The sequence below is a fragment of the Streptomyces sp. NBC_00873 genome (assembly GCF_045207415.1).
Classification (GTDB): domain Bacteria; phylum Actinomycetota; class Actinomycetes; order Streptomycetales; family Streptomycetaceae; genus Streptomyces.
Genome location: NZ_CP108803.1, coordinates 1,739,852 through 1,751,514 on the forward strand (window position 1 = coordinate 1,739,852; position 11,663 = coordinate 1,751,514).

Annotated in this window: 12 protein-coding genes; 1 reads left to right on the forward strand and 11 read right to left on the reverse strand. The window is 69.3% G+C overall.

The features are described 5' to 3' along the window. Window positions 1-68: 68 nt before the first annotated feature. From OH809_RS08100 to OH809_RS08120, 5 genes are all read right to left on the reverse strand, one after another. Entirely contained in the window at window positions 69-596 is a 528-nt protein-coding gene (locus OH809_RS08100; protein WP_406423056.1) for a hypothetical protein, read from the reverse strand. After that, on the reverse strand, window positions 593-2,029 hold the full coding sequence (locus tag OH809_RS08105) for an ATP-binding protein (protein ID WP_406423055.1): 1,437 nt from the start codon (window positions 2,027-2,029) through the stop codon (window positions 593-595). Before OH809_RS08105 ends, OH809_RS08100 begins: the two co-directional genes overlap by 4 nt. Beyond that, window positions 2,026-2,709, reverse strand: coding sequence for a response regulator (locus tag OH809_RS08110; protein ID WP_406423054.1), 684 nt, complete (start codon window positions 2,707-2,709; stop codon window positions 2,026-2,028). Before OH809_RS08110 ends, OH809_RS08105 begins: the two co-directional genes overlap by 4 nt. 103 nt (window positions 2,710-2,812) lie before the next feature. Further along, window positions 2,813-4,501: a murein biosynthesis integral membrane protein MurJ gene (gene murJ / locus OH809_RS08115; RefSeq protein WP_406423053.1), complete on the reverse strand. Its 1,689-nt coding sequence runs from the start codon at window positions 4,499-4,501 to the stop codon at window positions 2,813-2,815. Next, window positions 4,498-5,670, reverse strand: coding sequence for a lipid II:glycine glycyltransferase FemX (locus OH809_RS08120; RefSeq protein ID WP_406423052.1), 1,173 nt, complete (start codon window positions 5,668-5,670; stop codon window positions 4,498-4,500). The genes murJ and OH809_RS08120 overlap by 4 nt, the downstream gene beginning before the upstream one ends. 227 nt (window positions 5,671-5,897) lie before the next feature. Here OH809_RS08120 and OH809_RS08125 point away from each other — a divergent pair, with 227 nt between their 5' ends. Beyond that, entirely contained in the window at window positions 5,898-7,118 is a 1,221-nt protein-coding gene (locus tag OH809_RS08125) for an Ig-like domain-containing protein (protein WP_406423051.1), read from the forward strand. Window positions 7,119-7,289: 171 nt separating this feature from the next. Here the strand turns inward: OH809_RS08125 and OH809_RS08130 are convergent, their stop codons facing one another. The 6 genes from OH809_RS08130 to OH809_RS08155 all read right to left on the reverse strand — a co-directional run bounded on the left by OH809_RS08130 (window position 7,290) and on the right by OH809_RS08155 (window position 11,402). Continuing rightward, window positions 7,290-8,156 carry an amino acid ABC transporter permease gene (locus OH809_RS08130; protein ID WP_406423050.1) on the reverse strand — a complete coding sequence of 289 codons (867 nt, stop codon included), beginning with the start codon at window positions 8,154-8,156 and terminating at the stop codon, window positions 7,290-7,292. Next, complete coding sequence (locus tag OH809_RS08135) at window positions 8,153-8,797, reverse strand: amino acid ABC transporter permease (RefSeq protein ID WP_406423049.1); 645 nt, start codon at window positions 8,795-8,797, stop codon at window positions 8,153-8,155. The genes OH809_RS08130 and OH809_RS08135 overlap by 4 nt, the downstream gene beginning before the upstream one ends. A 16-nt stretch (window positions 8,798-8,813) precedes the next feature. Further along, the gene (locus OH809_RS08140; protein WP_406423048.1) at window positions 8,814-9,725 is read right to left on the reverse strand and encodes a glutamate ABC transporter substrate-binding protein; all 912 of its coding nucleotides are present in this window, start codon (window positions 9,723-9,725) and stop codon (window positions 8,814-8,816) included. A 14-nt stretch (window positions 9,726-9,739) separates the two neighbouring features. Next, on the reverse strand, window positions 9,740-10,483 hold the full coding sequence (locus OH809_RS08145; RefSeq protein ID WP_266979813.1) for an amino acid ABC transporter ATP-binding protein: 744 nt from the start codon (window positions 10,481-10,483) through the stop codon (window positions 9,740-9,742). 122 nt (window positions 10,484-10,605) lie between these two features. Then, the gene (locus OH809_RS08150; protein WP_406423047.1) at window positions 10,606-11,046 is read right to left on the reverse strand and encodes a DUF6278 family protein; all 441 of its coding nucleotides are present in this window, start codon (window positions 11,044-11,046) and stop codon (window positions 10,606-10,608) included. Window positions 11,047-11,177: 131 nt separating this feature from the next. Continuing rightward, entirely contained in the window at window positions 11,178-11,402 is a 225-nt protein-coding gene (locus OH809_RS08155) for a TetR-like C-terminal domain-containing protein (RefSeq protein ID WP_406423046.1), read from the reverse strand. Window positions 11,403-11,663 lie beyond the last annotated feature (261 nt).

The following is an 11,663-nucleotide window of genomic DNA, read 5'->3' on the forward strand; positions in this document are numbered from 1 at the left end:
GCGGCTCCGGGCCCCGGCCGGATCGCACCCGGCCCGACGGGCTCGTCCCCGAGTCCGCCCGCGGGTGGTCAGACGTTGCAGTGGGCGGGCCCGACGGAGCCATCGGTGCCGGACACCGTCACCGCCGCACCCGGCTCGGGCACGCCGGAGTGAACCGCCGTGCAGATCAGCTGCTGCTGAGCGAGTCCGGAAAGGCCGGTGACGGGGCCGTCCAGTCGGACCAGCACCCCGCTCCGAGTCACCTTCAGGCTCAACCCAACGTGGGTCTGGGGGAGTTCCGTCGTCATTCCGGCGTCCCTCTCCGCTCTGGAGGGGCCGCCGAAGAGCAGGACGAGCGCCTTGCCCGACGAGCTCTTCAGATCCCCCGTACCCGAGGAGGTGGTCTGCGCCGGTATGTCGATCTGCCGTACGACGGGCAGCAGCATGCCCGGGGCGGACGAGGAGATGAAGTACAGCAGCGTGCCCTCCCCGCTCCCCGGCGCCACGTCCACGGTCGCCGGATCGCCGACCTCGACCACGTCCGTGGCCCGGATGCCACACCCGGTCGCCGCCAGCGCGAACGCCAGCAGTGCGACCAGGGCGCGCAGCCGCCTCACACCCCCTCCCGTGGCAGCTCGACGGTGAACACCGCACCGCCGGACGGAATGTTGGCGGCGTGGACCGTGCCACCGTGCAGCCAAACGTTCTCCTGCGTGATCGCCAGACCGAGTCCGCTCCCCGCCGACCGGGTACGTGCCGCGTCGGCCTTGTAGAACCGGTCGAAGATGTGCGGCAGCACGGCTGCGTCGATCCCGGGACCGCTGTCCGCGACCTCAGTCACCACCCGGTCCTTCCCGTCCCGCCGCTCGGTCCACATCCGTACGGAGACCGGCTCGGCGCCGTGCCGCAGCGCGTTGCCGACCAGGTTGGCGACGATCACGTCGAAACGGCGCGGGTCGAGCACCGCGCGTATCCCGTCCGGGAGTTCGGTGCCGACGCGGTCCTCCCAGCGTCTGCTCTGCAGGGTCTTGCGGATCGTCTCGGCGACATCGACCTCGTCGGGATGGAGGTCTGCGACCTTCGCGTCGAAGCGGGAGATCTCCATCAGGTCCTCGACCAGTGTGGCCAGCTTCCCGGTCTCCGCGCTGATCAGCCGCACGGCTGCCGCGGTGTCGGCGTTCAGGTGCGCGGCGTCCTCGTCCAGAACCTCGGTGACGGCAAGCATCCCGGCGAGCGGGGTGCGCAGCTCGTGCGAGACGTCGGAGGCGAAACGCCTGGCCCGTTCCTCCGCCCGCCGAAGCTCCTCCACGGACTGCTGGAGCTTGGTGGACGATTCGTTGAACGTCCAGGCCAGATCAGCGAGTTCGTCCGAGCCCTTCACCTCGATGCGGGTGTCGAGCTCGCCACGGCCGATACCGGCGGCGGCCCGCCGCAGATCACGTACCGGGCGCAGCACACTGCGGGCGGCGAGCAGAGCGGGCACCAGCGCGATGAGAAGGGCGGGCAGGGCGCCGTCGCGGGCCGCGGCAACCATGGCGCTGATGTTGGCCTCCTCCGTACGGAGCGGCATCACGGCATAGAGGACGAGCCCGGTGGGCTGGCGCCCCTCGCCGCGGTCGAACATCGCGGGCATCCCGATCGTCAGCCAGGGTTTGCCGTCCTTGACGACCCGTTGGAACGACGCGTGCGCGCTGTTGCGGGCCGCGGCACGAAGTTCGGGTGTGATCACGTTGGAGACGGGCCGGTCCGAGGACGAGACCCTCAGGTCCGCGTATTCGGCGAAGACGATCCAGGTGTGCGGCTTGCCCTCGCGGGCGAGGGTCCGGCATATCGTCAGCAGCCGGGTCGCGTCGACCGGCAGGGGCATTGCCTGTGCGGTGATCCGGTCGCGGAACTGGGCGACCGCCGTGTCCTGCGCCTGTTGAAGGATCGCGGACCGGGCCTCGCGGTAGGTCAGGGTCGCGGTGGTGACCGCGCTGATCGCCGCGACCAGCAGAAACGCGGATATGAGGCGGGTGCGCAGGCCGAACCGGGCGGCGAAAAGCCTCATGCGAGCGGCCCGAACCGGTAGCCGAAGCCGCGAACGGTCTGGATGTAGCGAGGGCTGCCCGCCACGTCCTCGATCTTCTGCCGCAGCCGCCGCACACAGGCGTCGACGAGTCTCGCGTCGCCGTGGTAGCTGTGCTCCCACACGTATTCGAGGAGTTGCTGCCTGCTGAAGACCTGCTCGGGCGAGGCCGACAGGTGCAGCAGCAGCTTCAGTTCGGAGGGGGCGAGCAGGAGGCGCTCCCCCGCCTTGGCGACGGACAGCCCGGCGCGGTCGACGGCGAGTTCCCCGTGGAACTCGATGCCGCTGCGCCCGACGGGCTCGGCGAGCCGTCGCAGCACGGCCCGGATCCTGGCCTCGATCACCTCGGTACGGGCGGGTTTGACGATGTAGTCGTCGGCCCCGGCCTCCAGCCCGACGACCACGTCGAAGTCGTCGCCGCGTGCCGTGAGCATGATGATCGGCAGCTGGCTGGACTCCCTGATGCGACGGCAGACCTGGACGCCGTTCATGCCGGGCAGCATCAGATCCAGCAGGACGAGATCGGGCCGGAACTCCGCCAGCGCATCGAGTCCCGCCTCCCCGCTCTCCACGGCCCGCAGTTCATGCCCGCGCCGACGCAGCCCGAGCTCGACCCCTTCCCGTACGGAGGGGTCGTCCTCGATCAGGAGCACACGTGGCATGGCACCAGTATCCCAATGATCACGATCGAACCTGTCCGGCACATCATCAAGCCCGTCCGGCCATGGAGAAACGGATCGGCGGCCGGACGCGAGCGGCACCCTCTCACCGGCCCCCGACCCCCCGGATCCGCGCGCGCCCCGCAGCCACCACGGCACTGACCTCGCTCAACCGCAGCGGCCTGGCCAACACCCCCACCACCCCCAGCAGCACTGCCGTACCCGCCCCCGCGGCCGCGAAGTCCCCGAACCCGTCGCACGCCCGGGCCACCCCGTACGCCAGCGCCCCCGCCGGCACACAGGCCACCACCAGCCGCGCATGCGCCCACAGTCCGGCCGAGCGCCACAGCACCGGCCGCGTTCCCCCGGCGCCTTGAGACACCCGGCGATGCAGCACATACCCCGTGACCGCGAAACCCGCGAAGAGCGCCACCGAGTACGCCCCCGCCATCCCCGTCACCGCCCACCGCGCAGGCAGCGTCAGATAGGCGAGCGCCGACAGCCCGGCGTTGAGCGCCGCGATCACCAGGTTCAGGAAGAACGGCGTACGGGTGTCGCTCATCGCGTAGAACCCACGGGACAGCACGTACTGCCCGGAGTACGCGATGAGCCCCGGCGCGAACGCCATCATCATCCCCGCCATCACCGCGATGTCGGCGTCGCCGGTCCGTCCGTATCCGAACACGGCCCCCATCACCCACGGCGCCAGCGCGAAGAACGCACCCGCCGCGGGCACCACCACCGCGGCTGTGGTCCGCAGCGCGTACGAGACATCGCGGCGCACCCCGGCAAGGTCGCCGTCGGCCGCCGCCCGGCTCATCCGCGGCATCAGCGCCGTGACCAGCGAGACGGTCACGATGCCCTGCGGCACCACCCACAGCTGAAAGGCGTAGCTGTACGCGGTGTAGCCCGCGCCGCCCACCACCCCCTGCTCGACGGCGTGCTGTCCGGTGATGGTGGAGAGCCGGGTCACCACCCAATAGGCGCCCTGGTTCGCCAGGACCAGCATGACGAGCCAGCCGGCCGACCGCAGCGGGCGGGTCAGACCGCTCCCCCGCCAGTCGAACCGGGGCCGCCAGCGGAACTCCGCGGCCCGCAGCGCGGGCACCAGGGCCAGCGTCTGCACGACGATCCCGGCGGTCGTCCCCCAGCCCAGCAGCCGGGCGTGGGTGGCGGTCAACTCCCCGCCGGAACCTGCCACGGCCGCCAGATAGAGCCCGAACACCGCAATGATGACCACGTTGTTGAGGACGGGTGTCCACATCATCGCGCCGAACCGGTTCCGGGCGTTCAGTACTTGGCCGAGGAGGGTGAAGAGCCCGTAGAAGAGGATCTGCGGCAGGCAGTAGCGGGCCAGCGCGATCGTGAGCTCCGCCTGCTCCCCGGAGTAGTCCGTGTAGGTGCCGACGATCAGCGGGGCGCCGACGACCGCGAGCGCGGTGAGGGCGACGAGGCCGACCGTGCAGACGGTGAGCAGCCGGTCGGTGTACGCGGCGCCGCCGTCGCTGTGTTCCCGGGCGGCCCGCACCAGCTCCGGGACGAACACGGCGTTGAGGGCCCCGCCGATCAGGAGCATGTAGAGGATGTTGGGGACGGTGTTGGCGACCGTGTAGCCGTCGGCCGTGAGTCCGGTACCGAGAGCGGCGACAACGACCGCCGAGCGTATGAACCCGGTCGCCCGCGAGACGATCGAGCCCGCGGCCATGACGGCGCCGCTGCGCAGCACCGAGCCCGGCTTCTGCCGTCCCTCCGGCCCCTCGTGCACGACCGGCCCGGTCGTCCGCGCGGCGGTCACCGGCGGGCCAGGTAGGCCTGGAACGCCCTGTACAGCGTGTTGTTGGCGGCTCCGCCCACCGGTGTCTCCCACTCCCCGAGGGTCTCGACGACCTGCCCGCCGGTGCCGAGCTTCCAGCGCAGCAGTCCGAAGGAGCGGTCGTCGGGGTCAAGGGTGGAGGGTACCCCGCGCATGTCGTACAGCTCGGCGCCGAGGGCGTGCGCATCGAGCATCATCCGCCACTGGAGGGCGTTGCTGGGGCGGACCTCGCGCCGGTGGTCGGCGGACGCGCCCGTCTGGTACCAGACCTGCCGCCCGGCGCTGATCATGGTGTGCGCGGCGAGGATCTCGCCCTCGTGGACGGCGAGATAGAGCTGCATCCGGCCGGGCTGTTCGGCGTTGAGCACGGCGTACTGCCGCTGGAAGTACGCGAGGGAACGGCCGAGCCGGAAGCCGTCGCGCTCCTCGGTGATCCGCAGCAGCCGGTGGAACTCGGGCAGTTCCGCCGCGCCGCCGACAACGATCCGGACACCGGACTTCTCGGCCTTGCGGATGTTGCGGCGCCATTCCTGGTTGAGCCCCGCCCACAGGCCGTCAGGGGTGCGTCCGGCGAGCGGCACCTGGAAGACGTAGCGTGGCTGCGCGTCGGCGTCGTTGCCCGCGTCGCCGTCCCCGCCGCACCGTCGCCAGCCGCGCGCTCTGAGCCGGTCGGCGACTGCTGTGCCGAGCGGGTCCACCTCGGCCGCCAGCACATCGCGGACCTTCCGGCCGGGTCCGGTGGCCGCCTTGAGCCGGGCGGTGTCCCAGCGGCGGTACGCCGGTGACGGCCCCATCCGTACGGCGAAGGCGCCCGCCTTCCGCAGATGCGCCATCAGCGGCCGCAGCCAGCGGTCGATCTCCGGATCGGCCCAGTCGGCCACGGGCCCTTCCGGCAGATAGGCAAAGTATTTACGGGTGCCCGGGAATTGCCGGTAGAGGACCAGGGCACTGCCGGCCAATTCGCCGTCGGCGCCGTGCCATCCGACCATTTCCGACGTCCATCGGTCCTTCACTCCGGCCCAGGACGGATACTGCAGAAAGCTCGCCCCGGGCCGCGCGGTCACACCCGCCCGGTGCTCGGCGGCGGTGAGGCTGCGTATCCGCATCCCCTGTTCACCTCTGCGGTCACCGGTCGCGAGCAGCGCTGACATGTCCGTGGCCCTCCCCTGGTCCCGCCCCTCCACTCGGCTCGGCGGGGCTGCACAGGATGCTCACAGCGGTCCATGACGGGTCCGAGCGGCGCATGTGACGAAACGATGACCGTTGCGCTCCATTCCTTGTCACACAACGGAATCCATGGTTTGTCAGGGATTCGAGAAACCTAAAGTCTGGTGAATGCCTCTCCACCGGTGAGAAGCACAGCCCTGGAGGTTTTTCGTTGTCCTCTGCACGCCGGCACATACGCCGTACCGCACCCCTGGCCCGCCCGGCCCGGCTCACCCTGATAGCCGGAACAGCGGTGCTCGGCGCCGCCCTGACCGCCTGCTCCGGCGGCGCTGCCGCCTCGGACGCCGGTTCCGGTCACGCCGCCGGGACCTCTCAGGCTCCGGACACCAGGATCTCGGTGAACCTCCAGGGCACCGGGGCCCCCGCGGGCAAGCCGGTGAAGGTGACGCTGGCTGACGGAAAGCTGAAGACGGTGAAGGTGACCGCCGCCGAGGGCGACGCGCTCACCGGCCGGATATCCGGCGACGGCCGCAGCTGGACCTCGGACCGGGTCGCCGCACCCGGCACCGAGTACAGCGTCGAGGCGACGGACAGCAGGGGTGGCACGGACCGCGCCGGCTTCTCGACAGCCGAGGCCGACAAGGTCAACAAGCTGACGCTCGCCCCCGGCAAGAACACCACGGTCGGCATCGCCCAGCCGCTGTCGATCGTCTTCGACAACCCGGTGAAGGACAAGGCGGCGGTCGAGAAGGCACTCAAGGTGTCCACGTCGGACAACACCGAGGGTTCCTGGGGCTGGCTGCAGGACTACTCCGGCAAGGACCGCGTCGACTGGCGGCCCAAGGACTACTGGAAGTCCGGTACCCGCGTCACGCTCGACGCCGGCCTCAACGGCATCGACTCCGGAACGGCCGGCGGCTGGTTCGTGCGCGACTACCGGACGACCTTCACCATCGGCCGCAACCAGGTGGTCAAGGTCGACCTCGACCGTCACCGGCTGGCGCTGCACCGGGACGGGACGACGGTCATGGACGTGCCGATGTCGGCGGGCACCCCGGGCGGCCAGAAGGCGTCCTGGCGGGGCACCGCCGTACTGATGGCGAAGGAGGGCACGATCAACATGCGCTCCGAGACGGTCGGTCTGGGCGATGCGTACGACAAGATGGTCGACTCGTCGATGCGGCTGACCTGGTCGGGGATGTACGCCCATGCCGCGCCGTGGAACGCCGCGTACTTCGGGGTCGCCAACCACAGTTCCGGCTGCGTGGGAATGAGCGATGCGAACGCCGCGGAGCTGTACCGGAAGGCCCAGGTCGGCGACCCGTTCGAGATCACCGGCGCGGACGCCAAGGGGACGGTCGCGGAGGGCAACGGCTACGGGGCGTGGAATGTGTCCTGGACCGACTGGCAGGCGAAGAGCGCGCTCAGCTGACCCCACCGTCGACCCCCTGTACATCGAGCACAACCCTGCCGGCGCACAGCTGACCTTCTCCTCGCCGGGCGCGGACCCCTCGTACCGGTCCGTCCCATTGCGCGAGAAGTGATCACCGGCTGCTGCCGGGCGGGTACCGCTCCTCCGGACCGCCGTACGGCCGGTCCCGGGCTACTGCACTCCCGGCAGCAGCGTTCCTGGTTCGGCCGGTGCGACTTCCACGGCCTCCGTCTTCGGACTGCGCCGCTCCCGCTTGGCCACCCAGGTGGCGAACCAGGAGAGCAGCATGCACATCCCGATGTAGATCGGCGAGATCACCATCACCACGGGGATGAAGGGAAGATCGTAGTCGAGGTTGGACGCGATGAGTTTGCCCGCGTGGAGGAACTCCTCGTACGTGATCAGATAGCCGAGCGAGGTGTCCTTCAGGGCCACCACCAACTGACTGATGATGGTGGGCAGCATGGCGCGGACCGCCTGGGGGGCCAGCACGAAGGTCATGACCTGCGTCTTGCGCATCCCCAGTGCGTACGCGGCCTCGCGCTGGCCACGCTCCACCGAGTTGATGCCGGTACGGAACACCTCGGCGAGCACCGAGCCGTTGTAGAGGGTCAGTCCGGCGACCAGCGCGGGCAGCGGCTGCACCTTCAGCGCCACGAAGATGAAGAAGATCATCACCAGGACGGGCATGGCCCGGAAGAACTCCACGACGAGCGTGGCCAGCCAGCGCACCGCCCGGTGTTCGGAGAGGCGGCCGACGGCCAGGACCGCCCCGAGGACCAGTGAGAGCACCGCCGCGTAGGCGAAAGCCTTGAGTGTGTTGCCGAGTCCGCGCAGCAGGAGTTCCTGGATGCCCTTGTACTCGAAGGGTGTCCACTTGGCGCTGGTGAACTGCTCCGTCTCGAAGAGCAGATAGATGACCCAGCCGACCAGGGCAATGATCAGGGCCGTCGAGGCGATTCCGTACACGAAGTGGCGTTTACGGGTCCGTGGGCCCGGGATGTCGTAGAGCGCGGTGGCGGCCGGCGTGTGGGTCATCGGGCCACTCCGTAGCGCTTCTCCAGCACGTTGAAGAGCGCGCTGATGGACAACGTGATGATCAGGTAGCCGACGGCGATCCAGACGAAGGTCCAGATGATGCTGTAGCCCAGCTCGTTGAGGGTCTTGTAGGTGCCGAGCAGTTCGATGACGCTGAACGCCCCCGCGATCGCCGAGTTCTTGGCGAGGGCGATGAGCGTCGAACCGATCGGTGGGATCACCGATCGGAACGCCTGCGGCAGCACCACGTTGCCCAGCGTCTGTCCGAAGGTCATTCCGAGACTGCGGGCCGCCTCGCCCTGCCCCTGCGGCACGGTGTTGATGCCGGAGCGGAGCACCTCGCAGATGAACGCGGAGGTGTAGCAGCCGAGTGCGAGGATCGCGAAGACCTTGAACGGCAGGACCAGACCGAAGCGCGGCAGACCGAGCAGGACGGCGAAGAAGAGCAGGGTCAGCGGGGTGTTGCGCAGCACCGTCACCCAGACGGTGCCGAATACCCGCAGCGAGCCGACGGGCGCCACTCGGAACGAGGCCATGACGAAGCCGAGGACCAACGCCAGGATCGAGGCGTAGACGGTGAGTTCGAGGGTGCCGAGGAAGCCTTTGGCGTAGAGCGCGAAGTTCTGTGTGAGTACGTCCATGGTCGTGCCCGTCCCCTCAGGTCGCCGGGTAGCGGTCGATGGGCGGCGGAGTCGGCGCGGGCACTCCGGACAGGCCGAGCGTGGCCTCGAACGCCTTCTTCCAGTTGCCGTTCTTCTCGTTGGCCTCAAGGGCGTCGTTGAGCGCGAACCGGAGCGCGTTGTCACTGCGCGGGACGCCGATGCCGTACGGCTCCTCGGAGAACGGCTTGCCGACCACCTTCAGCTCCTTGGGCGCCTTGGCCGCGAAGCCCAGCAGGATGGCGTCGTCGGTGGTGACGGCGTCGACCTGGTACGTCAGCAGGTTGTCGACGCAGATCGAGTACGTGTCGTACGCGACCAGGATCGCCTTCGGGTAGTCGGCCGCGACGCGCTGGTACGGGGTCGAGCCCGCGGCCGAGCAGACGGTCCTGCCGGCCAGGTCCTGTGGGCCGTTGATGTCGTGCTCGTCCGTGCGGACGAGCAGGGACTGGCCTGCCATGAAATACGGCCCGGCGAACCCGACGAGCTTCTTGCGCAGGTCGTTGATGGTGTAGGTGCCGACGTAGTAGTCGATCTGCCCGTTCTGCAGCGCGGTCTCGCGGTTGGCGGAGGCGATCGTCATGAAGCGGATCGTCTTCGGGTCGAAGCCGAGCGAGGCCGACATCATCCGGGCGATCTCGATGTCGAATCCGGAGTAGATACCCGTGGCCGGGTCCTTCTCGCCGAGATAGGGCTGGTCCTCCTTGGCCCCGACCCGGAGATAACCACGCTTCTTGGCCTTGGTCCAGGTCTTCGATCCGGGCAGGCGGAAACGGGTGTCGACCTTGTAGACCGGCAGCTGGCCTGGCTTGGGCCCCTTCACCGGGGGGCTGCCCTCCTTCCCGCAGCCGGCGGCGAGGACGGCCAGCAGCAGGCCCGCGCAGGCGGCCAGAATTTTTCTCGTACGCAACAGGGAGCCTCCCGTCAGTGCTTGAGGATCTTGGACAGGAAGTCCTTGGCCCGGTCGGTCTCCGGGGCGGTGAAGAAGGCCTCCGGGGTGCGGTCCTCGACGATGCGGCCGTCGGCCATGAAGACCACGCGGTTGGCCGCGGACCGGGCGAACCCCATCTCGTGGGTGACGACGACCATGGTCATGCCGTCCCGGGCCAGCTGCTGCATGACCTCCAGCACCTCGTTGATCATCTCCGGGTCGAGCGCCGAGGTCGGCTCGTCGAAGAGGAGGGCCTTGGGGTCCATGGCGAGGGCGCGGGCGATGGCCACCCGCTGCTGCTGACCGCCGGAGAGCTGGGCGGGGTACTTGTCCGCCTGGGAGGCGAGCCCGACCCGCTCCAGCAGCTCCCGGGACCGCAGGTCGCACTGGTCTTTCTTGCGCTTGCGGACCTTGAGCTGGGCGAGCGAGACATTGGCCAGCACGGTCTTGTGCGCGAAGAGATTGAAGGACTGGAAGACCATCCCGACTTCGGCCCGCAGCTCCGCGAGTCCCTTGCCCTCCTCCGGGAGGGGCCTGCCGTCGATGGCGATGTAGCCCGACTCGATCGTCTCGAGCCTGTTGATGGTCCGGCAGAGCGTCGATTTGCCCGAGCCGGAGGGGCCGATGACCACCACCACCTCCCCGCGGCCGACGGTGAGATTGATGTCCTGCAGTACGTGCAACTTTCCGTAGTACTTATTGACGTCCCGCAGCTCGATCAACGGATCGACGGCCATACGCTGCCCTACCCACTTATCGCTGTGTCGAGGTCAGCGCAAACTATCCATCCCGGCAAGGGACTTCGTACCCGACACGCATAAATGGGGTATAAGGCGTTTTATTAGGCTTCGGAGTTCCCCTAGCCTTCGGCTGACTCCGCGTACACCTGCGAGAGCTCAGGGCTGCCGGCCATCGCCCAGTCGAGCCCGGCCTCGACGACATCGATCTCCCGCCCGGAGGCGAGCCGCACCACCGGCTGCCCGCTGGGCCAGATGCGCCAGACGGCACCGGGGACGTTCCGCACCAGGACGGTGCCGAGGTACAGCCCGGCGTCGTTACCCAGCCAGGGCAGCTCCTCGGGGTCGTCCCGCCAGCGGGGCGGCAGTTGGTCGAGCGCCGTCAACGAGGCCGGAGTGTCGTCGAGTTCGAGCCCTCGCTGCCCCGCTCGGACACGCAGCAGCTCGCATTCGGCGAGCAGCTCGGCCACGCCGTCCGGGTCGGCCTCGACGGCGGCCGCGAGGCCCGCTCCGTGCCTGCCGTCGTGACGCTTACGCCAGTTGTCCAAGAAGGGGATGTTCATACCACTCAGGGTCGCATCCCGGCCCGGTTACGCACCACAGGGCGCGCGGCCTGTCGTTCGAGTGCTGAACCAGGTGCGCACGCCCACCCGTGCACCGCCGCGCGCGCTGCCCGCAACCGCCAGGCAGGCCGTCACACCCGCCCAACCCGGCCGTCGGACGGCGGGCCGGGGCCCAGGTCCGGCGCGAGGATGGCCAGCAGCTCGTCGGCGAGTTCGCTGTCGACCGGCCGGCGGGTGGCCAGGACGCGGTACCAGAGCATGCCGAACACGATGTCCAGCACCGTGGACGGAGCCGGACGGGCCGGCAGATCGCCGAGGTCGTCGTACTCGCGTAGCCAGGTACGTGTGCAGGCCATTCTCTTTGAAGGGGTGGAGACGGAGTGATCCGGACTGGTACGTTCGCCATCATGTCCAGCCCCGAGGCGAACAGACTCTAGCCACCGGTCCCGCCGGTGGCTGACCCGCTGTCGAGTCGATCCCGCACGGCCGGTCAGGCCGGAGGATCGCTTCTGTCCGGCTGCCGCCGCAGGACCACCGCAGTGTGGGCTGCGCTTCCCCGTATGCGCTCGCGCGCAGATTCCCGACCACGCCGGCTGCCTGCCGCGTTGTCGCGTCAC

What these genes read in the sequence shown, in the direction of transcription:
- OH809_RS08105 (WP_406423055.1), bottom strand. Translation starts at nt 2,029, where the DNA reads ATGAGGCTTTTCGCCGCCCGGTTCGGCCTGCGCACCCGCCTCATATCC.
- OH809_RS08110 (WP_406423054.1), bottom strand. Translation starts at nt 2,709, where the DNA reads ATGCCACGTGTGCTCCTGATCGAGGACGACCCCTCCGTACGGGAAGGG.
- OH809_RS08120 (WP_406423052.1), bottom strand. Translation starts at nt 5,670, where the DNA reads ATGTCAGCGCTGCTCGCGACCGGTGACCGCAGAGGTGAACAGGGGATG.
- OH809_RS08130 (WP_406423050.1), bottom strand. Translation starts at nt 8,156, where the DNA reads ATGACCCACACGCCGGCCGCCACCGCGCTCTACGACATCCCGGGCCCA.
- OH809_RS08135 (WP_406423049.1), bottom strand. Translation starts at nt 8,797, where the DNA reads ATGGACGTACTCACACAGAACTTCGCGCTCTACGCCAAAGGCTTCCTC.
- OH809_RS08145 (WP_266979813.1), bottom strand. Translation starts at nt 10,483, where the DNA reads ATGGCCGTCGATCCGTTGATCGAGCTGCGGGACGTCAATAAGTACTAC.
- OH809_RS08150 (WP_406423047.1), bottom strand. Translation starts at nt 11,046, where the DNA reads ATGAACATCCCCTTCTTGGACAACTGGCGTAAGCGTCACGACGGCAGG.
- OH809_RS08155 (WP_406423046.1), bottom strand. Translation starts at nt 11,402, where the DNA reads ATGGCCTGCACACGTACCTGGCTACGCGAGTACGACGACCTCGGCGAT.